General features: G+C 55.9%; 15 protein-coding genes. 9 read left to right on the forward strand and 6 right to left on the reverse strand.

Features of this window, described 5'->3' with window-relative positions:
• Nucleotides 1-8 precede the first annotated feature (8 nt).
• Together G516_RS0114260 and G516_RS0114265 are read right to left on the reverse strand one after the other, a co-directional pair.
• Nucleotides 9-986, reverse strand: a complete 978-nt coding sequence (locus G516_RS0114260; protein ID WP_028294210.1) for an ABC transporter permease — start codon at nt 984-986, stop codon at nt 9-11.
• Entirely contained in the window at nt 986-3,298 is a 2,313-nt protein-coding gene (locus tag G516_RS0114265; protein ID WP_028294211.1) for an ABC transporter substrate-binding protein, read from the reverse strand. The genes G516_RS0114260 and G516_RS0114265 overlap by 1 nt, the downstream gene beginning before the upstream one ends.
• A 187-nt stretch (nt 3,299-3,485) precedes the next feature.
• On the opposite strand from G516_RS0114265, the gene G516_RS22650 reads away from it, so the two are divergent.
• The 3 genes from G516_RS22650 to G516_RS0114280 are packed head-to-tail and all read left to right on the forward strand — an operon-like array spanning nt 3,486 to nt 8,361.
• Nucleotides 3,486-4,547: an AAA family ATPase gene (locus G516_RS22650; protein WP_245582675.1), complete on the forward strand. Its 1,062-nt coding sequence runs from the start codon at nt 3,486-3,488 to the stop codon at nt 4,545-4,547.
• The gene (locus G516_RS0114275) at nt 4,547-5,863 is read left to right on the forward strand and encodes a DUF58 domain-containing protein (RefSeq protein ID WP_028294212.1); all 1,317 of its coding nucleotides are present in this window, start codon (nt 4,547-4,549) and stop codon (nt 5,861-5,863) included. The genes G516_RS22650 and G516_RS0114275 overlap by 1 nt, the downstream gene beginning before the upstream one ends.
• 26 nt (nt 5,864-5,889) lie before the next feature.
• Nucleotides 5,890-8,361 carry a transglutaminase family protein gene (locus G516_RS0114280; RefSeq protein ID WP_028294213.1) on the forward strand — a complete coding sequence of 824 codons (2,472 nt, stop codon included), beginning with the start codon at nt 5,890-5,892 and terminating at the stop codon, nt 8,359-8,361.
• A gap of 90 nt (nt 8,362-8,451) precedes the next feature.
• Here the strand turns inward: G516_RS0114280 and G516_RS0114285 are convergent, their stop codons facing one another.
• From G516_RS0114285 to G516_RS0114300, 4 genes are all read right to left on the reverse strand, one after another.
• Nucleotides 8,452-8,853, reverse strand: coding sequence for a hypothetical protein (locus G516_RS0114285; RefSeq protein ID WP_028294214.1), 402 nt, complete (start codon nt 8,851-8,853; stop codon nt 8,452-8,454).
• Nucleotides 8,854-9,198: 345 nt separating this feature from the next.
• The gene (locus G516_RS0114290; protein ID WP_028294215.1) at nt 9,199-12,486 is read right to left on the reverse strand and encodes a M16 family metallopeptidase; all 3,288 of its coding nucleotides are present in this window, start codon (nt 12,484-12,486) and stop codon (nt 9,199-9,201) included.
• Nucleotides 12,473-15,355: a TonB-dependent receptor plug domain-containing protein gene (locus G516_RS22655; protein WP_051219451.1), complete on the reverse strand. Its 2,883-nt coding sequence runs from the start codon at nt 15,353-15,355 to the stop codon at nt 12,473-12,475. Before G516_RS22655 ends, G516_RS0114290 begins: the two co-directional genes overlap by 14 nt.
• A gap of 59 nt (nt 15,356-15,414) precedes the next feature.
• The gene (locus G516_RS0114300) at nt 15,415-18,363 is read right to left on the reverse strand and encodes a cadherin-like domain-containing protein (protein WP_028294216.1); all 2,949 of its coding nucleotides are present in this window, start codon (nt 18,361-18,363) and stop codon (nt 15,415-15,417) included.
• Between the two features lie 476 nt (nt 18,364-18,839).
• On the opposite strand from G516_RS0114300, the gene G516_RS0114305 reads away from it, so the two are divergent.
• The 6 genes from G516_RS0114305 to rsxG all read left to right on the forward strand — a co-directional run bounded on the left by G516_RS0114305 (nt 18,840) and on the right by rsxG (nt 26,097).
• On the forward strand, nt 18,840-19,742 hold the full coding sequence (locus G516_RS0114305) for a hypothetical protein (RefSeq protein ID WP_028294217.1): 903 nt from the start codon (nt 18,840-18,842) through the stop codon (nt 19,740-19,742).
• Between the two features lie 303 nt (nt 19,743-20,045).
• Nucleotides 20,046-20,627 (forward strand): electron transport complex subunit RsxA, encoded by a 582-nt coding sequence (rsxA, locus tag G516_RS0114310; protein ID WP_028294218.1) that lies wholly within the window; start codon nt 20,046-20,048, stop codon nt 20,625-20,627.
• A gap of 22 nt (nt 20,628-20,649) precedes the next feature.
• Nucleotides 20,650-21,294 carry an electron transport complex subunit RsxB gene (gene rsxB, locus G516_RS22660; RefSeq protein WP_051219452.1) on the forward strand — a complete coding sequence of 215 codons (645 nt, stop codon included), beginning with the start codon at nt 20,650-20,652 and terminating at the stop codon, nt 21,292-21,294.
• Nucleotides 21,291-24,374: an electron transport complex subunit RsxC gene (rsxC, locus tag G516_RS22665; protein ID WP_036536678.1), complete on the forward strand. Its 3,084-nt coding sequence runs from the start codon at nt 21,291-21,293 to the stop codon at nt 24,372-24,374. Before rsxB ends, rsxC begins: the two co-directional genes overlap by 4 nt.
• Nucleotides 24,374-25,435, forward strand: coding sequence for an electron transport complex subunit RsxD (rsxD, locus tag G516_RS0114325; protein ID WP_028294219.1), 1,062 nt, complete (start codon nt 24,374-24,376; stop codon nt 25,433-25,435). The genes rsxC and rsxD overlap by 1 nt, the downstream gene beginning before the upstream one ends.
• Complete coding sequence (rsxG, locus tag G516_RS22670) at nt 25,435-26,097, forward strand: electron transport complex subunit RsxG (protein ID WP_051219453.1); 663 nt, start codon at nt 25,435-25,437, stop codon at nt 26,095-26,097. The genes rsxD and rsxG overlap by 1 nt, the downstream gene beginning before the upstream one ends.
• Nucleotide 26,098 lies beyond the last annotated feature (1 nt).

A 26,098-nucleotide genomic window follows, 5' to 3' on the forward strand; every position in this document is an offset into this window, starting at 1 on the left:
CATTTCCATCAGGACAACCTCACTCGCGGATCAACCAGGGTGTAGGAAATGTCCGTAAGGATCAGTCCAACGATGTACAAAATAGAACCCAAAAACACCATGCTGCGCACCACGGCAAAGTCCTGGGCCTGAATGGCATCGAGGGTGTAACTGCCCAGCCCCGGAATACCAAAAAACGATTCCACCAACAGGCTGCCCATAAACAGCGACGGGATAACCACAACAACACTGGTCAGAATTGGAATCAGGCCATTGGGCAAAATATGACGGAATAGTACCGTCAATTCAGGCACACCTTTGGCGCGGGCAGTACGCACGTAATCCTTGTTGGCTTCTTCCAAAAACAAGGTGCGATACAAACGGGTGCCGCTGCCGATACCACCAATCACGCCGATGATCACTGGCAGGATCAGGAAGCGAATGGCATCCATCCCGCCCAGATAGCCGGAGATGGGCACCAGATTCCACATCCGGGCAAAAAAGAACTGACCGGCAAACACGTAAAACACCCCGGATATCGACATCAGCACCACGCAGGCAACCATGGCGGCGGTATCAAACAGGCTGGCGCGGAACATCACCACAAACAGCGCAAAGACAATGTTCACCGCCAGACCAATCACAAAGGTTGGCAGTGCCACCGCCAGACTTGGCCACATGCGTTGCTGGATGTCTTCGGCGATCGAGCGGCCTTCGTCCGATTTGCCAAAATCGAGCACAAACAGGCGTACGGATTTATCGAAGAAAATGGTGTCGGTCAGCAAGCCGTCACTGTCTTCGGCATCATTGATAAACAAAGGCTTGTCGTAGCCGCGTTGGGCTTTCCAGGCCTCAATGGCCTGCGGGTCCATGTGTTTGTCGCCCAGCTGGGCCTGAGCCATCTGGTCGGGCGAGTTGACCATAAAAAACAGCGCAAACGTCAGCAGGTTAACCCCAATCAGAATCGGAATGGCGTACAGCAAACGCCGAACTATGTATGCCAGCATCAGTTGTGCCCTCCTTTGGCTGTGGGGGATACCAGCACGCGCTGGTTCTGGCGGCGGCGATAGGCCTGATAACCCGGAATCATCAACACCAGCACCACCAGCCCGACATTCCACAGCGGCGACCACACCGGTTGATTGCGCTCTTTTCGGAGCGACTCACGCATGCGGCTGTCGATGCCCATGTACTTCAGGGTTGCGGTGCTGATGCCATGAGGCTTGGTGTTACGCACCCAGGGGTTATCCAGCACGTAAGAGTGCAAGTGCAGCCCCGACGCCCACGGTACCTCGTGGTGATAGATTTCCAGCATCTGTCGAATCAGCGCCAGTCGCTCTGGCGAATCCGGCATCAGCTTCATTTGTTCAAACAAGCGATCGTATTCCGCATTGCTGAAATTGCTGGCGTTAACCCCGGAGCCACCGGTGATCACCTGACCATTCTTGCTGTACAGCAGGAACAGGAAGTTTTCGGCATCCGGGTAGTCCGCCGACCAACCCCACTGGAACAGCTGGGCGTTACCCGAACGCATCTTGTCCTTGAAGCGGTTGTAGTCAGAGCCGCGAATATTCAGCTGAATACCCAGCTTCTTGAATTGCTTGATCAACCAAACCTGCTGGGCACTGGCAGCGCCGCCACCGGTTGGGGTATCCAGATTCAACACCAGGGGTTCACCGGTTTTGGCATCACGGCCATCCGGGTAACCGGCTTCCGCCAGCAGCTTGCGAGCCACGTCAATGGGCTTGCGAACCGGTGCGCCGACGCTGTCCGAGCCTTCCTTGCGAATGGTCGGGTCCCAGTCAAACACATAAGGGTTTATGCCCTCTGGCCCTTGCTGATAACCAAAGATGCCTGGCGGAATCGGGCTTTGGGCGGTCTCACCCCGGCCATTCAGAAAAATGGAAATACGGTCTTCCTCGCTGTAGGCAATGGCGATGGCCTGACGCAGTTTGCGGGCCCGTTCCCGGGCTTGTTCCTGGGCTTCTGGATCGGCTGGTTGTCCGGCCTCCGGCAACGACTGCCCGCCCACCACCGGGTCGAGCATATTGAAGCCAAAGTAATAGGTGGCTGGCACCACTTCGACACTCAGGCTGATGCCCATCTCTTTCAGCTCCGGACTCAGATCAACACCCGTGCTGCTGACCGACACCGCCTGATCAAAACTGTCGCTGCCAATGCCCGAACGGTCATAATAGCCCTGCAAGAACTTGGTCCACAGTGGGATGCTTTCTTTTTCAAGTCGATACACTGCCTTGTCGATCAGGGGTAACCGCTTGCCCGCATCGGCCAGCAAACCGTGTTCGGCGTCGCCTGGTTCGCCTTCTGACGGATAGCGGTCGTCGTGGTAGTTAGGGTTGCGTTGCAGAATGATGGCTTCGTTGGGATCGTTCTGCGTCATCATGAAGGGGCCAGTGCCGACTGGGTGCCAGTCCAGCACGATGTTACGGTCGGCCATTCCGGGCTGGTGGTAAAACTCGTCCACCAGTCTGGGAACCGGAGCCAGAAAGCGCATACCCAGCCAGTATTTGAACTGCGGATATTTGCCCTTCAGGCGAATGCTGTATTGGTATTTGCCCAGCACCTGCACACCGGCAAAATCAAACGGCTGCAAATCGAGCCAGCCCGTTTGCTGATAACGGGGATCACTTTCCTGCTGTTGCTTGCGGGCCTCGCTGACGGTTTCGGCGAATTCGTCCATGCCAACAATGTACTCCGCCAGCACACCTCGAATGGGCGACAGGTTGGCCGGATCGGCAATCCGCTTGAGCTGATAAACATAGTCCTCAGCCACCAACTCACGGCTGCCGGTTTCGGTGAAATCCGCCAGCGATCGGTAGCCCGCCGATGCGGTGGCATCGGCAAATCGATAGCGCGGCTGTTGCTGGTCATTTTGCGCAAAGGCCGGGTGCGGCTGATAGCGAATGCCCGGTTTGATGGTCAACGTATAGGTGCTGAAGGCCAGTGCAGGATCGTTTTCCGCGACCGGGTTACCGTCGGCATCGGTGTAGGTAATAACGGGCATTTCGGTCAGGGTTGACGGAATCAGCTCATAGGGCCGTTTCAGATAGTGGTATTGCAGCGGCGGCTCGTATATCTGGTCGATAAAGCGGCCTTCATCAGCACTGTAGGAACGCGCCGGGTCCAGATGCTTTGGGCGTTGGGAAAAGCTGGAGTAATAAACGACTTGCTGGCTGTCTTCACCCGCCGGATGCGGGCTGTTGATGGCGCGGCTCAAGGAATCATCCGAGCACCCCTGCAACAGCAGCGAAACGCCGATACACGCCATGGCCTTATAAATAATTTGGGCTGATTTCATATCCGTCCAGTATGAGGCAAGGAACCCTCTGAATGCCTCAGTGTGCCAGTAAAACCGCTGGTTACAAGACCCCACTGTCGACTCTGAGAACAAATGCAGTGGCTGTTATGTGCGCCAATTTTTGCGCTTGTCACACAGGCTCTTTATATTGACCGACCTATTTGCCCAGCCATTCAAGGAATTCCCTGTGAGCAACCCGGTCGCCGCGCTGCAACAACTGCACAAGAACCTGTCGTCCGTCGTCATGTGCCAGCCTCAATCGCTGCTGCTGACACTCACCACCCTGCTGTGCCGTGGCCACCTGCTGCTGGAAGACGTTCCCGGTTTGGGCAAAACCACACTGGCGCGGGCGCTGGCAAAATCGGTACAGGTGGACATGAAACGCCTGCAATGCACCCCCGACCTGATGCCGTCGGACATTACCGGCGTCAGCGTTTACAACCAGAGCGAACATCGCTTTGAGTTGATCAAGGGCCCGGTGTTCACCAATCTTTTGTTGGCCGACGAAATCAACCGCGCCACGCCCCGTACCCAGTCGGCATTACTGGAAGCCATGGCCGAAGGCACGGTCAGCCTCGACCGCGATATCCATGCCTTGCCCAAGGTGTTTATGGTGATCGCCACCCAAAACCCGGTTGAATTCAGCGGCACTTACCCGCTGCCGGAAGCCCAGCTCGACCGTTTCTTTATGCGGCTGTCATTGGGCTACCCGAGTGAAGCCCAGGAACTGGAGATTCTGAAATCCCAGCTTAATGGTCACCCGCTGGACGCCCTGCAACCGGTGATGAGCGAAAAAGCCCTGCAAGCGCTGCAAGCCCACTGCGACAAGATTCCGCTTGGCGAAGGCCTGCTCGAATACATCAATCAACTGGTGCGCGCCACCCGCGAGCATCCGCAAGTCACACTGGGAGCCAGCCCACGCGGCGCACTGGCGCTGATGCGCGCCGCCCGCGCCCTGACGTTGCTGACCGGTAAAAAACAGGTAACGCCAGCCACCGTACAGACGCTTGCCGAGCCGGTATTGAGCCATCGGATTATTTTCCGCGACCCGGCGCTGCAAAAAGCGGAAGCCCGGGCTGAGTTCTGGAGCAAGCTGTTTGCCGACCTGCCACTGCCAGACCAAACAGCGGCTACGCCCAAGCAGCCGAACGACGACACTAAACAGACTTCTGAGCACTCGTCTGGACAAGCTTCGGGACAAACATCCGGGCAAACAGCCAATACCAACGGCCCAACCGAGACAGTCTGATGGCGGCTGCGTCCACGCATCCGGCCCTGGCAGCCACTCGAGCCCAACTGGGTGGCCATCGGCTGTTGTTGGTGATCGCCGTCGTGTGTTTTCTGGTGGCCTGGAATCGTGGCATTAATCTGCTGTACGGCATGGTGGCACTGGTATTGGCCTTATGGCTGGCCAGCTGGTTACTGCCGCTGCTGCCGTTACGCTCTGTGCAGGTGTCAGCTCGGCAATCCGGACAGGCCCACGCCAATGGCAAGGTCAGTATTGAATACCGACTGCGTTCCCATGCCCCATTGGCCATGTGCGTTATCGAACAGTCGTTACCCTTCGTATCGAATAGCTATTCAGAAAGCACTGACACTGAAAACGTCAATTCGGAAACTACAGAATCCGCAATCGCACGCCGCACTCTGGTCTGCTGGACAACCGAGGACCGTCCTGTCATCCAGGTCGCAACCGGCCAACGCGGCCTATTCGAACTAACGCATGTACGAGTTGGATGCAGCTGGCCATTCGGACTGAAAACCCACTACCGCACAGTGCCACTGGCACACTGCCAGTTACTGATTGAGCCCGAGATCGTGCCCATTACCGCCATACCAGCGACCACTGCTGCTCAGCCGCAACCGATGGCACCCACCCCGACCCACAGCAGTGCTGCTCTGGCACACAATGAATACGCAGGCATCCGTGACTATCGGCATGGCGATTCATTGCGTCACGTTCACTGGGCTGCGTCAGCCCGCCACCAGCAAATGATGGTGCGAGAGTTCGACAGCATCAGCCATCAGGACTTCCTGCTGGTACTCGACGCCGACCCTGCCAGCAATCTTGGCCCATACCCAAGGTGCAGTTTTGAACACAGCATCACCCTTGCCGCGTCGATGATGCACTGGGCGCAACAAAACGGCGTTTCCATACGGCTGGTGTGCGGTGGCCAACATCCGTTTGACGTTGCGGTTGGCGGCAACAGCCGCAGCCAAGAAGGGGATTACCTGATGGCGCTGACCCGGGCAAATCCGTGGCAAACACACTCCCTCAATGTTCAGACTTATGAATCAGTCATCGGCAGTGCACTGACGGGGGCCAATGCCAGCACTTTGATTCTGATCCGCAACCAGAGCCAACTGACAAAAGTGGATGTGTCGCGCTTGCCATTGGCGAGCGGCGCCAGTGTGTTGGACATTCAGCTTTGTGATGCGAGTTTTGATCAGCCCATGCAGCAGTGGCCCGAAGGTTGGCAGTCGGAACCGGGTACCAACCCGAACCGACGGATTTTGAAACTGCACGCGTCCAGTCGACTGCAACGCTGGCTGCGCGAAATGTGATTCGGGTGAATACAAAAAGAACCGCCATGTTTAAACCACTACCCCGCTCCCTCAACCCGTTCGCTCTCTGGCACAGCGCCCAATTTGGCCTTGGCCTACTGGGAGCCGCTGCCACTCTGTTTAGCAGCACGGGGGCTGCCTTGCTACTGGCCATGTTGGCCGCCGCTGGCAGCTATGCCTGCCTACGCATGGCGCAAACCAATCGTCCCGATACCAAACAGCGCCTTGTGTTCGGCAATGCCATCGCAGCCCTGGGGTTGCTGTGCTTTCTGATGCTGCTGTTCACCACCGATTTGATGCTGGCCCTGATGGCCTTACTGGTGGCCAGCCAGCTGGCGCTGAACCTGACCAGCGAGACTGCTCAAGCGGCTTCCAAGCGCCACTACGTTGGACTGGCATCCGGCTTTGCCGCCTTGATGATTGGCGCTGCTGAATCGACGTCAGCCAGTTATTTGATGCTGATGTTGGCCTACAGCGCGTGTGTGTGTTTACTGCTGCCAGCGCTTTGGCGGGAACTGAACACCGAACAATCTGCTGAAACAAAACACCCAGATTCAGCAAAGACACCTGGGCATGTTGGCGGCATGGCCCCCTGGCTGCCAACCGCAGCGGTGGTTGGACTCGCGCTGTTGGCGTATTTACTGCTGCCGATGCCTCCGCAAGCCAATATTGGCGGCACCGTGATGCCACTGAGCCAAACAAGCAGCATCAGCAATCCGCTGTGGGATGCTGAAGCCGAGCGCTCGCAGCAGCAACCGGCAGATTCAGATTCAGACACGGGCAAAACTGAACAGTCACAAGACGAACAAAGCTCGTTGGCCCCCAAAGCCTTGTGGGAAAGCGACCAGATTCCTGCCAACCAGCAAGCCTATGATTACCCGGGCTTTCGCCAGCAGTTTTCCATTGAAGACGCCGTCGACAGCCGTGATCCGGCAACCACCTCCGGGCTCGATCTGGATGCGGTAGTGCTGCTGATGAAAACCAGCTACGCCAGCCATGCAGACCACCCCCAGCCACGCAATCACTACGTAAAAGTCCGTAACTTTAACCATTTTGATGGACGCCAATGGCGCACCGAGCAAGACCATTTGCAGAAGTGGCTACCCAATGGCGATGGCCAGTTCGAGCTGCCCGTTGAACACGGACAACAATCCGATCAGGGCTTGCTGTATCAGGAATTTACCGTCAAGCACCCTGTTGGCGCCTGGCTACCCGCCGTCGATACCCCGGTTCGCGTTGCCATTGCAGCCAGCAGCATTGCCAGTGATCGCTGGCATCACCCGGTGACCGCAGAGCCGCTGCCAGCCGACACCCGCTATACCGTCGTCAGTGAGCCGCAACATATCCATGGCCGCAGCATCAGTCGACTGCCCGCACCGGATGCCAATGATCTGCAACTGCCAGCCAAAATGGACCCGCGCATCAGCAAACTCGCCAGCAACATCACCCAAGCTGGCCGAACACCACTGCAACGGGCAGAGCAACTGGAAAGTTATTTACGGGAAAACTATCAATTCAGCCTGCAATCGGTGATCGATAATCAGGGCAATACGCCGCTGGCGCCCTTCCTGTTTGATCGTAAAAGCGGCCACTGCGAGCACTTTGCATCCAGCATGGTGGTGATGCTGCGAAGCCTTGGTATCCCTGCGCGGCTGGCAACCGGTTTCAGCGCCAGCCAGCGCAACCCGGTGACAGGCTACTTCGAACTGCGCGCCATTGACGGCCATGCCTGGGCAGAGGCCTGGATTGAAGGCAAGTGGCTCAGCTTCGAACCGACGCCAGCCTACCCGCGCCCAACCACAGCAGACGAAGGCTGGTTTAACAGCACCGCCGACCAGCTGAATCGTTACATTCAGCACCGCAGCCAGCAGAGCGAGCTGGAGTCCGCTCAAACTCACTCCATCACAGACACCTTGGTCAACCTGCTGGGTCAACTTGGCCGCTGGATTTGGTCTGCGCTGTATTGGCTGCTATTGGCACCGGTGGGATTTGTGGTTGGCAGGTTCTTATGGCTACTCACCAACGCCTGGCCCTTGTTGTTCGTGTTTGCTATCGCCGCGACCGCAGGCTGGTATTACCGCGAACGCTGGCTGGCAACATCACTGCAACGCTGGATTCAATATCGCCTGCAAAAACGGAAATACCACAACTGGCAAGAGGATCTGGATTATTGCCATCGCTGGATTGACCGGATGGCAACACTGCAGGGGCTGCAGCGCAACACCGGCGAACCGATTGAACATTGGCAAGCCCGGATGACGTCCTATGCGGCAGCATTAACAGGAGCAGCACCAACAGGTACAGCATCAACAGATGCAACGACGCCAAAGGGCGACACCAGTACCGCTGCACTGGATCAGTTTTGTGCCTGGCTGCAGCAACGCTGGTACGGCCAGGAAGATATCGAACAGCCGGAGGAAGATCTGCCATCGATCGCATTGGATGTGGTGGACTGGCTGGCATCGTTGCCAATCAATACCACCGCTGGTTTGAGGTAAAGCTCTCAGGGTAAAGGTCAAAACGGACGTTCAGGTTTTGCTTCAGGTATAAATAGAAAGTTAGAAAATTAGAAAATTAGAAAGAAACGATCAATCCTCAATAACCTGTCCACGGTACATGCGCTGGCGTTTAGCAGCGACAGGGGCCTCGGAAGTCGTCTGACTGGTGACCCCACGATACGTGGTTTGCTTCGCTTTTTTAGGCTGGGTGTTGTCTGCCACCAGCGGCGTCGCGCCACGATAGTTACTTGCACCCGCGACATTCAGACCACGGCTGGCAAGCTCGCTCAACCAGACATCACAGAGTTTGGCGACGACCTGATTGGCCAAGGCGACCAGCTCTTCGCGGCCGGAATGAAGCGACATATTCAAAATGGCCGCCATACCTTCCGGAGCATTACGCCAACGAATACGGTTGCCGGTTTCAAGTTCAAACTTTAACGCCAACGCCGACATGGATGCGGCCGCGTCAGCGGATAACGGTTGCGACATACATCACCTCCTGTGACATCTCTTTTTTTGTGTTTTTCGAGCTGGGTTCTTTCTTGGTTCTTTGGGATGAGGAAGCCCCTCACTCCGAATGGCTCGAATTTTCACCACCCATAAAAAAACGTCAACGCCGAAGCCGATGAATTGGCGTTTCCGGACCCAGTTCTCATTATTTGCATTGCCATTGTCGACACTTAACAGCTGTTCAATGACGGATTGTCTGGCAAACTGACTGGCTGTTTAAATTTTCTCTAGGGTCCCTAGTCATCCACTCACAGGTACAAAAAAGCCCTCTGAATCATCGATCCAGAGGGCTTGGCCTTGATCAGGGTTAGCGAGCCTGATTGGTTATTTCGCCGCGCGGGTATAAACCTGCAACCACTTCTGCGGTGGTACCCACTGGCTTATCGCCGTCCGAACATCCGCCACCGATACGTGCTGCAACGCCTGCTGCCATCGCGAGATCAAGGCCGCACCTTGAGCCTCGCTTGCAGACTGATGCAAGGCCGACCACAACGCCAGGGGACCTTCATAGCGACGGTACTGGTCAAGCCACTGCACGGACAGAATCGGTTGGGCCTGCGGCAGCAGCATGCGCTGACGATGAAAGTCCAGCACCCGCTGTATGTCGGCATCGGTAAACCGATCCGACAAACTTTCCAGCACCTTTTGGCTTTCCAACGCGATTTCATCCAGTCTCTGCGGTGCGGTTTCAAACGACAGCGTCACTTTCAATGCCTGACTGTCGCTGTCTGGTTCCAGCGCAAAGCGGGCGCTGTAAATGCCCTGCAGTTCCTGTCGCAGTCGTTGCTTCAATGCCTTGACCGCCAGTTCCTGCACCACTGGCAGTATCAACTCATTGGTAACCGACCACTGGTACTCGGCTTCGCCCAATCCCTGATACTCGGCGCGGTGTTCAGCCTTGCCAGTCAGCTGCAACTGCTGCTTGCCATCCACCTGGCGTACTTGCGGAGACTGCCGCAGAGTAGCCCGGTTGGCATTCGCTGCCGTATTGTCGCTGTTAAGAGCATTCGCGCTGGAAGGCAGTGCCTCAACACCGTCCATACAGCTTGCTATGGCCTGTTGCAGTTCTGACACGCGAGACTGAGGCACCCGAATCAACCACTGCACCGGTTGCTGCATTTGTTGGCGATACAAGGCATCCAGCTGCTCTCGCTTGATCTTCGACCAATCGATATCAACCCGGAACGGTCGTTTTCCAAGCTGAGCATCGGTGATGCGTTGTTTGTTGGTCCGCTTCGCGTCATCTGCACCCTGCTGGCGGGCTTGCTTCTCAATATTGGCGGTCTTTTGGCTGTATTGATCGCTGATAAACGCCATCGCTTCGTCATTCAGCGCGCCCTGCTTGCGCCATTGCTGGATCAGGCACATGCCGTTCAGCAGCCCCTGGGTGTCGTTACCAAAGGCCTGTTCATCCGACAGGTTCAGATCCAACGACAACTGTCGGGCCGACTGGTCGATACTCCAGTGTACGCCGTGGCGTTTTTTCCAATCCGTAAACTGCCACTCGCTCCAGCCCGGCAGACCGCTTTGTTCACCCAGCTGCATCGCCAACTGCCGCAGTTGCACCTGATCGGCGGCGCGCTGAACGTCCTCTGGCTGGTTACCGTTTTCAATCACTGAGCCATAACCCGCCGCGGAAGCGCCGCGTACTTGCAACTGGGACAGCTCGGGGGAACCGCTGCCCGCCTCTCGATCAGCAAACCCTTGACCCACAGGCCCTTTACCCACAGGCACAGTCACAACCACCGCAGAATCCCCATTGCCCAGCGCCCACTGCTGAATGGCCGTGCCGAGAGTCCTGGTATTTGTCGCACTAGCTGCGCTGCCTGAGATATTCGCTGAGCTGCCGGACTGCTGCTGTTTGGATGCCTCGACGACCAGATCGGACAAATCCAGCTCTACCGGTGCTTCCAGCTGATGTTCTGGCTTAAGCGGAGCCTGAGCTGGCTGTTGGTCCGTGATCGCAATCTGTTTATCCAACGCGATCAGCTGCGAATCATCCAGCTTCTCGGCATCAATACCCTCGACGTAAAAGAAACGGTCAGCGCTGCTTAACCAGTGTTGCGACAGCCATTGGTTGACGTCATCCGCGGTCATGGCAGACAGTACGGCTTCCAGCTCGGCAAAATACTGCACCGGCTCTGTGCGTTCATCATGGTCAATCAGCGCGTTCACTATCCGATCCTGCCACTGGGCGGCATCGGGCTCCGATGGATGGTTTTTCAGTTTGGTGGCAAGGGCCAGAGTTTCTGAAATCTCCTTGTTGATGTACTCCGGCTGAATACCAAACTGCTGCAAGCGGGCAACTTCAGTTCGCAACCGCTGCAATAAGCGGGCAACGTTTTGCTCATTGGCTGGCAGGGCATCATTGATGGAGCGCACCACAAAACCAACCACCTGGGTATTACCATCCAGCTCCGAGCGCGTCATGCTGATGAAAGCGTCGTCCAGCGCATCGTTCTGTCGGTACAGTTGCGCTCGCAATGCCTTGCGCAGCACATACTCGATCATGCGTTGCTTCACATCGCCCCGCTCACTCGATTTGCCCAGCGGCAAACGCACGCCATCGACCACACGCAGGGCGGATTGACGTTCAATGGTGCCCAGCGTCAGTCGAGGCTGCACTGGTATCTGACGCCAGCTGCGCTGCCAGAAGGGTTCCACCTGATGATCCGCCTCCAGACGCCCGAATGATGCCGCCACCAGCGCCTGCTGTTCAGCAATCGGCAAGGCCGAGGTAATCACCAGCGACATGTTATTTGGCTGGTACCAATGCCGATAAAACGCTCGCAATTGATCGGCGGTTTGCGCATTGATGCTCTCATAGGTACCGATGGTTGGACGCTGAGCAGTCTGGCTACCGTCACGCACAATGTACTTACGTGCGCGGTTCACCCGATCGCGCTTGGGATCGGAACGACGCCATTCGTTCAGCACCACTTGCCGTTCCTGCTGCCAGGCAGCCGGCTGAATAGCAGCCTTGGTGGCGATGTTGGAAAGCACCGCCAGCGCATGGGTTAACTGGGTACGAATCTGGGCATCGGAACCGGCCAAACGCACGTAAAACTGGGTCAGTTCTTCACGAGTAACCGCATTGATTTCCCGGCCGGTCATCCAGCCCAGCTGCTTGAATCTGGCATGCAGCCCTTCGGGGAAATCTTCGGTTTCATGGAACACCATGTGCTCCAGCATGTGTGCAACACCCAGCTGATCGTCGGCTTCATCCACCGAGCCGGTATGCACTACCAAGCGCACAATCAGTTCGCTGGTGGCTGGTCTGTTTGTCTGTGCCGGTGTCTGTGCCGGTGTTTGTTCCTGATGGCTTTCTTCTTTGCTCTGCTGACGCGCTGTGGCTTGCTGCAAATTCTGGCTGGTGTCGACCAGATAGACCGACAAACCGTTGTCCAGGGTTTCACTGACAATGCGAGGATCGGGGTCAAAGCGCTGGTGTTTGGCGTCTTGCGATGCCGCGTTTGAATCCTGCTCGGCCTGCCACACGGCACAGCCTGACAGGCTCGTTGTCATCACAGTAGACACAACGGCCATAGCAACAAACGCCGTTTTCTTCACAGCACCTTTCAGCGGGGTCTGCCAGCGATTAACGGAAGTCATAGTTCACTCCAAACCAGAATTGACGACCCAGCTCGATACCGGAGTCACCGTCTGCGACGGTGAAGGTACGGCTGTTGAACAGGTTGTTGATGTCGGTACGCAGGGTCAGCTGATGGTGCTCCCCGTTGAATACCTTCACCGACATGGCGGCGTTAAACAGCCAGCGTTTGGGTACCCGGTATTCTTCATACACAGGTATCGCCAGGCTGGTGCCCGCCCCTGAGCCATCGCTATTGGCTATGATTTGAGTGCTTTCGTACTCGCTGCCGGTATCACGCCAGCTTTTGTAACCGCCCCGGAAAGAGCCAAACAGGCTGGTCATCCAGCGGTCGGACCAGTGGCTGCTCCAGCCAAAGTTCACCGTTAGAGGCTGACCAAATTCACTGATAAAGCGCTCCAGCGAATCACGGCTGGTTTCGGTATAAACCCCCTCGCCGTTTTCATCTTCGGTATACAGCGCGACCAGATCGGCTTCATCGGTGTCTTCCGCTGCGCTGTCGTAGCCACCGTTGTAGCTCTGGGAAATCTGATAGCTGCTGTTGGCCCACAGGCTGTGCTCATCCAACGACAGAGCCCACGACACACTGACACGACGATTGAGGCCTTCGCCTTCGTTCACCTGATAACGATAGGTGTAACCATCGGTCGGGTTGTAGTAGTCCTCATCGGAGCGCACCAGCTGGTCACGCTGCCAACGCTGCACGTATTTGATCGAGTAGTTACCCGCCCAGGTGGCGTGTTTCCAGCCCACCACGACTTCATCGTTGTAGGGCGTTTTAACGTCTTGATAAACATAACGATCACCGCCGCTACCGGTCGCGGTTTGCCATCCCTGAACGTAGTTGTCACTGTTCAAGGCACGGCTTTCAATGCTGTACGGAGTTTGTTTCTCGCGAACCTTGTAGGTCAGCAGATTGGAGTCGTAGTAGCGGTTAAAACCGAGGGTGATCAGGCGGTCTTCGTCACCGAACAGGCGATAGCCAGCACCGATGCGCGGTGCAATGTTGTGGTTGCCAAAAAAGTCGTCGGTTTCGTAGCGTAGCCCCAGGTTCAGGGTCCAGTTGTGCCAGTCGACCGTATCCGTGATGAAAGCCGCCGCCTTGTTGACCGCCACATTGATGTGTTCAGCGTGGTAAACACGACGTACCTTGAAGTATTGCGGCGAGCTGATGATGGTGGCCTCATAAGCGGCAATGTGCTCGGCGTTGTTGAAGTCGAGCTCATCGACACCCAGCTGCGCCGCCAGCTCTTCCTCAGTCATCGAACGTTGCAGCTCAATACAGTCGAGGGTAAAGCCACTGCAGTTCAGGTCCTGAATGCCGTTTTGGGCGTTGCTGTAAACGTAACTGTCGTTGTAGCGCTGGCGTTCCAGTTGCTCATGGTTCAGCTGCACACCGGCCTGCAACCAGTGCTGACTGTTGCCCCAATGCCAGGACATGTTGGTCAGGTCGAGGTCAAACCCTAGCGTCTGCTGGGTTTTGTCGATATCGCCATAACCACCCTCGCGGGACAAGCCGGTACCGTCTATCCCCCATTCCTTACCCAACGATTTGATCCACGGCAAATAATGCTGCGGTGCCCGGCGGGAGTTCTCACTGAGGTTGTAGGCCAGTTTGCTTTTCAGGGTAAAGTCGTCGAATTCCTGCTGCAGCTTCAGGCTGGTGCTGTAACCGCCGCCTTTGATGGAGATATCGCTGTCCTTGACGTTGACCAGCAGGTCCTTGCTCTCATAGGGCGATACATTCACCGTCCATTCCAGCTGGTCGACCCACAAATCCTGCTGCACCAGCTTGAGCATCAGATTGCTGTTTTCGCGGCTGGTCTGTTGCGCCTGATCAAATGACACCTTGGTGATGTCGCTGGTGCTGTGGTTCGCCACCAGCATCAGCTTGTGGTGGTCGCCGATACGGCCTTCCATATTCAGGCTGTAGGAGCGTTTTTCGTACTCTGGCTCACTGGGCAATTCGACGTCTTCATCGTTCAGAAAGACGTGATATTCACCCCAGCTACTGTTGTTGGCACGTACGCCAATGCCGTAACGGAATTCGTCGTCCGGCTCGCGAGTGCTGACTTCCACCACGCCACCGCTGAAGTCGCCGTACTGGGCCGGGATGTTGTTATCAAACACCTCGATGGTTTCGACCAACTGTTCGTTAATGTTGACCGACTGGGCACTGCCAGCAACGTCGTTGATATTGGCAACATCGCGGTTGTAGGACGCCGGGTCTTGGCGGCTGTTGATGTTCACACCGTCCAGAAAGAATCCGGTTTGCCAGGCCTGACCGCCGGAAATGGATACTCGCTTGGCCTTGATTTCACCGGCTTCGTCGGCACTTAGGGTTTCGTCACCCAGCTGCACACCGGGCAATACCGCCAGCAGTTCGCTGATTTCGCCATTGCCTTTGGGGCTGGCGTCGATCATGGCGCGGTTCATTACATATCGACCGGCAATTTCCGGCACTTCGACGTCCAGCCCGATGTATTTGCCGGTGACCACAATTTCATCAAGGGTCTGGATTGGTTGTTCGAGACAGGCGGTCAGTTGGTCCCAGTTCAATTCAAACCGGGCACCAGCCTCGTTTATTTCCGGGTCTGAGCCTGTGTCTGGAGCTGCAACCGTGCCTGATTCAGGAACAGCCGCTTCACGGCTTTGGTCAACACAGTCAGACAAGCGTTGGGGATCAAGCTGATATTGATCCAACATGGCCAGCAGTTGCTGGCGCACGTCGGTCGGGAATTCAGAGAAGCGGGCCGCTTCAAGAGGAGAAGTGGCCGAATCACCGCTTGGGTTGTTTTCGGCCTGGGCTGACCAGGCTGCGGTAAGCAGCGTGGCCAGTCCAATCAATCGTAAAATGTTCATGTACTTCATGGTGGGATTCAGAACCTTGATTGATGGCCCGCTTGTTCATGCGGGCCGGTTAAGCCCGATCAGGAACCGGGAATCAGTGGGTAAACGTCTTGAGGGTTGTTGATGCCGTCGCCGTCATCGTCGGCGTCCAGCACCAGACCTTCAGCGCTGTCATCCACAATCTCTACGTTTGGAAGGAAGAAGTTCGGGTAGCCATCCAGATCGGTGTCCACAGCCGCAATGGTTTGCGCCGGGAACTGGTCGCGAATTGCTTCGGCCTTGGCAATGATTTGCAACAGGGCTTCGGTTTCGGTGGTGGAATGAATGGCATCCACTGCCAGTGAGGCAGCGGTGTCATAAAGGCCCGCGTTGGCAAGAGAGTCGACCAGATTCTCGAACGCTTCCAGCTTGGCGCCGTCGGCAAAACCAGAGGCCTGGGTAATCAGGCTGCCATAAAGCTGTTGCAAACGGTCGTCGGTATTCTGAATGGTGGTTTGATACTCGGCAGAATCGGCAACACCGGCCAGATACTGAACGCCAAGGCGGTAGTCGCGGAGTGCCATCCAGCTGGAAGAAGCGTCCAGCGATGTTACTTCACCATCTACGATGGCGTTGATGATGTCGTTCAGCTGATCCAGTTGACCTTCTTCATCCAGTGACTCTTCGCCAACCAGGGCATCGACGCTATCCATTGCCAGACCATAGGCGGTTCTGGCTTCGCTCAGATTACCGACCGCCAGGTGGGCGTTGGCAATTTGCAACAGCGACTGGGCGTAGGTTTCAGTAGCATCGTAGTCGTATTCATCAGATTCGCTGGTTTGCAGCTCGGCAATGATGTTGTTGGCAATCTCAGCGTTGGCAGCTACCTGGTCCGAATTGCCGGCGTCGTTCCACAACAGCATCAGGTATTCAATTGATTCCAGCGCCTTGCTGTAGCTGTAGGTATCGCCACTGGACGGCAGCAACGTGTTGGCCGCCAGCGTCTGGCACTGGGCAAGGTCATCCTGATAAGCAGCGCTATCGGCCTGCTGTTGATTGATCAGCCATGCCACACGACCACAACCTGTGCTGCCAATAAGGTCAGTAACACTGGTGCTATTCAGGCTGGTGTAGTCATCGGATTGCACCAGGGTCAGCGCGTATTCCAGCAAAGCAAGAGATGCTTCGTGGTCGCCCTGATAATTCAGAATGGCTGCCGCACCAATGTTGAACTTATTGGTCGCCGTACCGAATTCCACAGCAGCCTGACGCAGTTTGTCCAGACGAGTTGAGCTGGTAAATACCTCGGAGTAGTAGGCTTCCGGGGCAGCCATAACCGCTGCTTGTTCTTCACCACTGGCAATACGAGCGGCAATGCCATAGCTGAAGATATAACGATAGGCGTTGAACAAGCTCGAGTGTGATTTACCTGAATCCAGCAGGATGTTCAGTGGTACGTTGCCGGTTTGAGTACCGTCGTCCTCAAACGCCACAAGCTCTGGGTACAGAGCTGCAAACAAACCCGCCATTTGGTGCAAGCCGGTTGGAGAGCCAGCCAGGGTTGATTCGGCATTGGCATCGGCTTCAAAGGTGTATGTGTCGTCGTAATTAACCGCGCTGTAGTAAGCCGTGGTTTTGGCCAACCACTCACTCGCTTTCTCTAGATCCGCAGCGGTATTCGCTGGCAGGGATGACAAGTAGTAGTACGTCGCTACATAGCCGGAATACGTCGCTTTGTAGATTTCATAGCGGTCATAACGGGAGGTTGAGCGGTAGCCAGCATCAGATGCCATATCGCCCAACACACCAATGTACTCCACCAACAGATCGTGGTTGGCATCGGTTGTGTCAGCCAGATAATTTTCCAGCAAGGTCGCAACGTAGCTTTCCATGGCAATAACCAGATAGCGCCGAGTTCTAGACGATTCTTCGTCAGCACCACCCAGCTGATCATAGTAGCCAAGAATAACGTCCAGCAGCGCCTGAGCCTCGGTATCCGCGCCCGCTTCGTTGTAATCGCGGATAACGCCCATCAAGGAAGACGCAACAGAACTCGACATATTGGCAACGCCGTTGCCACTGATGTACTGGTTATACGCGGCGGTTGCCATTTCACGCGCATCATTGGCCTGCTCGAACTCCTCAATCGAGTTCAGGGCCTGACCAATCGCACGGTAAGCGTCGCCCTGGGTTTTGAGAGACGCAATGTTCTCTTCCACCAGCGCCAGCGCTTCGTCGACATAGCCATTAAGGGCATAGCCTTCGGCAATGTTGACGTAAACATCCGCAGCAACCGTGGTGTCGGTGATGGTTTCAGCGTCATCGTCGCCATTCAGCAAAATGCGATTTTCCGCGGTGCGCAAATGCGATACATCAGAGGCGTAGTAATAGGCACGACGCTGTTCGTTGGTCGCGTAAGACGATTGCAAAGCAATCACTTGCTGCAATACGCCGTCGTTACCGTCGTCGATTTGCACAGTGAATTCATTCGCCGTCGACGTCACCGACTCCAGCACGTAGTCAAACGATCCGTCGTCGTTGATCGTCAAGGTGCCCGCCTCAGGGGCCTGTGCGACCGAGTAACTCAGGCTGTCGCCATCAACATCCGAGGCGTCGATTTGACCATTAAGGGTTTCACCGTCGACATCGGCAATGATAGATACACTATCAATCACCGGGGCATCATTAACCGCTGCAATGCTGAAGTTCAGCACCGCCGATACCGTCACCTCGCCATCGGTAACATTGACCGTGGCAGTGTCGTCACCGAACAGGTTGTCCGCAGGGGTATACACAAAGGTGCCATCGGCGTTAACCGAAAGCGTTCCCATCGTGGGTGAGGTTTGGACCGTGTAGGCCAGGGTATCGCCATCACTGTCGGTGGCCGTCACACTGCCGTTGTAGGCGGTGTCTTCGGTAACCGAAAAGTCATAACTGGTTTGACCAAACACGGGACCCGAGTTGCCGCTACTACTGCTGCCACCACAGGCAGACAGCAACACGGCGGCAGAGCACAAGGCTCCGCGCAAGGTTGATTGCTTAAATTGCATTTGTTTCTCCGCGAGAAATCGCTCTGAATCCCGGCGCGGAGGCTATCACATACGAATATTTTTGATAATCGTTATCACTAGCAACATTTAATTACGATGGCGCCTCCAACGCCAATAACGGGCTTTCGGTGGGAACTTCAACCGCAGAAAACGGACTTTCACCCGGATACGCCCGTCGAAGTTTGCCAATAAGAAAATGTCTGGCCATTGGCACCGAAAGCTTTGAATTGGCGGGCTTACAGAGCCCTCACGAGCTAACGAAACGCCAGAATAAAAAGACACGCATGACATCCGTATCCCAGAGCCCTGCTCTTACGACTCATCCGACAAGCGAGTTCCTTGATACTGATTATCATTTTGTAAATTTTTGAAAGGGTGAAATTGACAGGTTTCACACTGGGCTCAGAATAGAACCCAAGAGTGCATACGCACTGGCAGCCCTGCGAACCGAGGGGCAACTTATCAAGGACGTTTACGTGAACAGAATAACTGCAGGATGCAGCGTCATCGTGGCGGCAGCATTGATTGCTTTTGTCACCAACCTGCTGTTTTCAGACTCAGAGGCCGCAACGGGCCTCAGTAAAAATCTGCAAGAGCAGCCAGCCTCTTCAGCGACCAACGTAACCGGCGCGAGACAAGAAGACAGAGCTCAAACGTCTCCGGATGGCGAACACTCACGAAGCACCGCATCCAAACAGTCAGGTTACAGCTGGAAAGACGACCCCAACGACATGACCGATGAACTGGCTGAATTAAAACGCCGAGCCCAAGACCAGCAGCAGTACATAGAAGATTTGGTTAACAACAGCTTCGGCATAGACGAGATGATCCCGCCGCTGAAAACCCTGGCTCTACTCAAAGTCACCGGTCGTAGTTCGCCCGAGTCCCTTGAACAACTGGTTGAAGTACTCAATAGAAATCCTGATATCGACTTTACTGAACTGCAAAGAGACATTGTGTTGAACCACAAGAATGACAGCCTGACCGAACAGGACGTTATGGCCAAAATCAAGGTACTGAAGGATAACCAGGTATTTGAAGACAGCGCTCTCTCTGTTACCAAAATGGCAAAAGCAGCGGCTTTCAATAACTACTCCGATGTACTGCATAGCATGACGAAAACAGACTCATGGGCGGACATACCGGCCGCATCCAAGGCCGAGTTCGTTAACATGGCAATCGCCGCTTACTCATCCAAATACCATCAGAATACAGTAACGCCTGAAGACAAGATCAAATTGTCGTCGATGCTGGACAGGCTTTATCAACTCGGCATCCAAAGTAACAACAGGAGCCTGAGACTGATGGATTTAGTCGGGCTGTCTGGCACGGATGTGTACCTCAAGGCATTCGAGCAGCAGCTTGAGGTCGAGGATTAGGACCTCTCTGAGGTAATGCCTTCAAATGCAAACAGCTATCAGTTGCGTTTGTTTTCAGTCTGTTCCATTATTCGTCTACAGAAACGCAGCGATCTGCTTGCGCGTAGACGAATGAACGTCATTTGCTCAAAATCCTGCCCCAACACCCTCTGCTCCAGTTTTTCCGCATAGCGTTATTACCAAAACCAATAAAAACATTGCTCTCTGTTTATTGATGGCAATAACAGGTTTTTGGGATAATGCGCCACCCTGATTTCCTGGCTGGCTGTTTTTTAACCAGCAGCCACTCACCCGGAGCACCGAATGACCGAGTATCTGCTGATTCTGGTTAGCACAATATTGGTGAACAACTTTGTACTGGTTCAGTTCCTCGGCCTGTGCCCATTCATGGGCGTTTCCAACAAGCTGGAAACCGCCATCGGCATGGGCGCAGCAACCACCTTCGTACTGACACTGGCGTCCCTGTGTAGCTACATCGTTTACAACTACCTGCTGCTACCGCTGGACCTTGTGTACCTGAAAACCATCAGCTTCATCATGGTGATTGCGGTGGTTGTTGGCTTTACCGAATTGGCTATTCGGAAAACCAGCCCACTTCTGTACCGGGTTTTGGGTATATTCCTGCCATTGATTACCACCAACTGTGCGGTGCTGGGCGTTGCCCTGCTGAACATCAAACGCGACAACAGCTTGGTGGACTCAATTCTTTATGGCTTTGGCGCAGCCGTTGGTTTTTCTCTGGTAATGGTGCTGTTCGCCGCTATGCGTGAGCGCATTGCCGTCGCCGACGTACCGACGCCATTCAAGGGTTCCGCCATTGCCATGGTAACGGCGGGCCTGATGTCACTGGCATTCATGGGCTTCACCGGCCTGGTGAGCATCTGATACCGGAAGACGAGGCACACACATGACCACCATTATTATTGCTATTGCAGTGCTCGCCGTTCTGGCGCTGATTTTCGGCGCGGTACTGGGTTTCGCTGCGGTAAAATTCAAGGTTGAAGGCAACCCCATCGTTGACCAGATCAACGACCTGCTGCCACAAACCCAATGCGGCCAGTGCAGCTACCCTGGCTGTAAACCCTACGCCGAAGCCATTGCCAGCGGCGAAAAAATCAACAAATGCCCGCCGGGCGGTGAAGGCACTATTCAGGCACTGGCCGACTTGCTGGGTGTTGAACCTGAACCGCTGGACGCCGAGCACGGTGCCGAAGCGGCAGGCCCGAGAGTGGCGGTTATTCGCGAAGACGAATGCATTGGTTGCACCAAGTGCATCCAGGCGTGCCCGGTTGATGCCATTATTGGCGCCGCCAAGCAGATGCACACCGTGGTTGCGGACGAATGCACCGGTTGCGACCTGTGTGTCGAGCCATGCCCGGTAGACTGCATTGACATGGTGGCCATCGAACACAACACCAACACCTGGTACTGGGAAGCCCCAACGTCCGGCGTCGAGCTGATTGCTACCGACCGCAAGCCAGGCGTTGCTGCCGTTAGCAACGACGAAACCACCAACGATACTGACGATTCGAACAAGGACCAGGCCGCATGACCCATCTGATTCAGCTGCACAGCTTTGATGGGGGTATTCACCCGGCTGAAAACAAGCACCAAAGTACCCAGCGACCGATTCAACCGGCGCCTCTGCCAGACCAACTGGTGCTGCCACTGGGCCAGCACATTGGTGCCCCGTCCGATCCGATCGTGAATGTTGGCGACAGCGTTCTGAAAGGCCAGCTGATTGCTGAGCCAAAAGGCTTCGTCAGTGTTGGCTTGCACGCCCCGACTTCCGGCGTAATCAAGGCCATTGAGCTGCGTCCGGTTCCCCACGCTTCAGGCTTGCAAGACCTGTGTGTGGTAATTGAGCCCGATGGCAAGGAACAGTGGATTGAACACCAAAGCCTGCTAACCGAGCTTGGCGTGGACGACCTCACCGATATTGATCCCGCTAAGGTGGTTGATCGTATTCGCGGTTGTGGCATCGCCGGCATGGGCGGCGCAGGCTTCCCGACGTCCGTCAAACTGACCGTCAAGCGCGATGACAATGGCGATACGCCAATCGACACCCTGATTCTTAATGGTGCCGAGTGCGAGCCATACATTACCGCCGACGACATGCTGATGCGTGAGCGCGCCGAAGAAGTCCTTCGTGGTGCCCAGGTGCTGATGTACCTGCTGAATGCCAAACGCTGCATGATTGGCGTGGAAGACAACAAGCCGGAAGCCATTGCCGCACTGAACCGCGCTGCGGAAAGCCTGCACGAAGAACATCACATCGATGTGGTGACCATTCCGACCAAGTACCCCTCTGGCGGTGAGAAACAGCTGATCCAGATTCTGACCGGCAAGGAAGTCCAGTCCGGTGGTATTCCGGCTCAGCTCGGCATCGTCTGTCAGAACGTTGGTACCGCATCGGCTATTTACCGCGCGGTGTACCACGGCGAGCCGTTGATCAGCCGCATCACCACAGTGACCGGTGACACCGTGGCCGACAAGGGTAACTGGGAAGTGCTGCTTGGCACCCCGGTATCGCATTTGCTGGAGCTGTCCGGCTACCGCTCACAGAAGCGCGAACGGGTTGTGATGGGTGGCCCGATGATGGGCTTTGCCCTGCCCCACACCGAACTGCCGGTGGTGAAAACCACCAACTGTTTGCTGGCGCCCACTGAAAAAGAAATGCCGCTGAACGACGCCGCCATGGCCTGTATCCGTTGCGGTATGTGCACCGAGGCCTGCCCGGCTCAGTTGCTGCCACAGCAACTGTACTGGTTCAGCCGCGCTGAAGAATTCGACAAGGCCGAACAGCACAACCTGTTTGACTGCATTGAGTGTGGTGCCTGCTCCTACGTATGCCCAAGCCAGATTCCACTGGTGCAGTACTATCGCCACGCCAAGGGTGCCATTCGTGAAGAACGCGCCGCCCAGGCGAAATCCGAGAAGGCCAAGGAACGCTACGAGCGTCGACTGGCTCGACAGGAACGCGAAATTGCTGAAAAAGAAGCCAAGCGTAAAGCCCGTGCCGAAGCTGCCGCCAAAGCCGCAGCCGAGAAAAAAGCCGCTGCTGCCGCTGGCAATGCTGCTCCGACCGCGGCCAAACCGGCTGCAGCTACATCCGCAGCACCTGCCACCAGTCCAGAACTGGAGAAACTGCAGAAGCAACTGACGGCAACGCAAACTGCCATTGCCAAGACCAAGGAAAAGCTTTCCGAAGCCAAGCAAGCGGTAGAAGCTGGCGACGAAAGCATGCAAACCAAGGTCGATACCTTCACCGCGGCACTGGAGAAATCCCAGACCAAGATGAAGGCACTGGCAAAAGACATTGCAGCCGAAAAGAAAGCCCTGAAAGAACAGGCCAGCGCCCCGGCGGCCGATGGCCCGGACAAGGGCGATCCAAACACCCCAGAGCGACTGAAACGCAAGTGGGAAACCGCCCAGGCACGCCTGGACACGGCCCTGAAGCGTTTGGAAGAAGCCAAGGCACAAGGCTTGGATACCATCGACGCCCTGCAAACCGGCATCGACAAACAGCAAGTGCGTGTTGACGAAGCCAAAGCCGCCTACGAGGCATCTGTTGGCCAGACATCAGCACAGCCATCCGGCAACAGCAGCGCCGATGCTCAACCGCAACTGAGTGCTGAAGAAATCGACGCCCTGCAGAAGAAACTGCTGGCTCAGCAAGACAAGCTGGCCAAAATGGAAGAGCGTCTGGCCACTGCCAAAGAGCAAGGGCTGGATACCGTTGATGCCATCGCCAAGGGCGTTGAAAAGCAGCGCAGCAAGGTGGAAGAACTGCAACAGCAGTTGCCTGCGACTTCTGCCACTCCAGCTCCGGCTGCTGAGCCAGAAGTAGCAGAAACCCCACAACTGAGCGCCGAGGAAATCGAAGCGCTGCAAAAGAAACTGCTGGCCCAGCAAGACAAGCTGGCGAAGATGGAAGAACGTCTGGCCACTGCCAAAGAGCAAGGTCTGGACACCGTTGATGCCATCGCAAAAGGCGTCGAAAAAGCACGCGCGAAAGTGGCAGAACTGCAACAGCAGTTGCCAGCGTCTGAAGAGACTCCGGCAGCCCCAGCTCCGACAGCTGAGCCAGAAGTAGCACCAGAAGTAGCAGAAGTCCCACAACTAAGCGCCGAAGAAATCGACGCCCTGCAAAAGAAACTGCTGGCTCAGCAAGATAAGCTGGCCAAAATGGAAGAACGTCTGGCCACTGCCAAAGAGCAAGGTCTGGACACCGTTGATGCCATCGCCAAAGGCGTTGAAAAGGCTCGTGTGAAAGTGGCAGAACTGCAACAGCAGTTGCCAGAATCTGAAGCGACGCCTGCTCCCATTGCTGAAGCCGATACTGCCCCAGCTGCCGAGCCGGAAGAAGCAGAGGTCCCACAACTGAGCGCTGAAGAAATCGACGCCCTGCACAAGAAACTGCTGGCCCAGCAGGACAAGCTGGCGAAGATGGAAGAACGTCTGGAGATGGCCAAAGAACAAGGCCTCGACACCATTGAAGCCATCAACAAGGGCGTGGTGAAACAGCGCGATAAGCTGACCACCATGCAACAACAGCTGGCTGCCGTCGCTCCCGATTTGGCCGCCAGCTTGAACCAGAACCCAGAAACCACCGAAAGCGGAACCCACTGATGGCCTTGCTGACTCTATCGTCCCCTCACGCTCACGGGCGCAACAGTACCAGTAAGGTGATGATGACCGTGACCCTGGCAACCCTGCCAGGGCTTGCCGTTATGACCTGGCTGTTCGGTTTCGGCACTCTGATCAATACCGTGCTGGCTGCTCTGGTTGCCGTGGCGACCGAAGCCGCCATTCTGAAATTGCGCAATCGCCCAGTATCGTTTTTTGTTAAAGACAACACCGCGCTGCTGACAGGCGTATTACTGGGTCTGGCACTGCCGCCCCTCGCGCCCTGGTGGATCACCGTCGTGGCCACCATGTTTGCCATCATTTTTGCCAAGCAACTGTACGGCGGTATTGGCAACAACCCATTCAACCCTGCCATGGTTGGCTACGCCCTGGTGCTGGTATCTTTCCCGGTACAGATGACCACCAACTGGGCAGCCTCCAGCCAAATGGGCCTGGATGGCGCAGCGCTGAGTCTGGCCAGCTTTGGTGATGCCCTTAGCACCATTTTTGCCGGTGGTGCAGCGGATGCGTTCACAGGTGCTACCCCTCTGGATGCCTACAAACACCAGATTGCCAGCAAGACCGCCGCCGAAGTATTGGCCGAACCCGTCTTCAACGGCTGGCTGAATGGCGGCTGGGAATGGGTCAACCTGGCGTTTCTGGCCGGTGGTTTGTTCCTGATATGGAAGCGCATCATCACCTGGCACATTCCGGCATCCATGCTGGGAGCACTGGCGGTTTGCTCGCTGGTACTGGGCTGGGATGAAGACCTTTACACTCCGGTATCGCTGCATTTGTTGAGCGGCGCGACCATGCTGGGTGCCTTCTTTATTGCAACCGACCCGGTGTCCGCCTCAACCACCAAACTGGGCCGACTGATATACGGTGCTGGCATTGGTATTTTCCTGTACCTGATCCGTACCTGGGGTGCCTATCCGGATGCCGTGGCCTTTGCCGTCTTGCTGATGAACTTCGCCGCCCCGTTTATTGATGCCTACACCCAGCCACGTACCTACGGCCACAAGAAAGCGGCCCGTGGCCTGAAAAAACCGGAGGCCAAATAATGAAAGAGCTGTTCGCCTCCATTCGTAAAAACGCCGTTGGCCTCGGTTTGTTTGCCGTTGTCACCGCCGGTGCCATTGCCGTCGCCCAGGTAGGCACCAAAGAGCGTATTCAGCAGAACATTCGCGCCGCAGAAGCCCGCGCCTTGAATGAAATCGTGCCCATTGGCAGCTACGACAACAACTTGCTGACCGATGTTACCGCCGTCGATGAACGCTTTAACCAGCAGTTGCTGGGGCCGTTGAAAGACGACGCCGCCATTCACATTGCTCGCCGCGATGGTGAAATCAGCACACTGATTTTCCCGGTCGTTGCTCCGGACGGCTACACCACCGTAATCGACATGCTGGTTGGGATTAACGCCGACGGTACCGTCGCCGGTGTGCGAGTGGTTGCCCACCGCGAAACCCCGGGACTAGGCGACAAGGTTGATCTGAAGAAGTCCGACTGGGTGCTGGAGTTCAACGGCAAATCGCTGTTTGGCCTTGGTGAAGACGAATGGGCCGTTAAAAAAGACGGCGGTGCCTTCGACCAGTTCACCGGCGCCACCATCACCCCACGCGCCGTTGTTGGCGCGGTCAAACATGCGTTGCAGTTTTTTGAACTGCACAAGGCTCAGCTGTTGAGCCTGCCAGCCACCGATTCGTCCGAGGAGCAACACTGAT

It is taken from the genome of Oceanobacter kriegii DSM 6294 (genome assembly GCF_000422845.1).
In the GTDB taxonomy this organism is placed as follows: domain Bacteria; phylum Pseudomonadota; class Gammaproteobacteria; order Pseudomonadales; family Oceanobacteraceae; genus Oceanobacter; species Oceanobacter kriegii.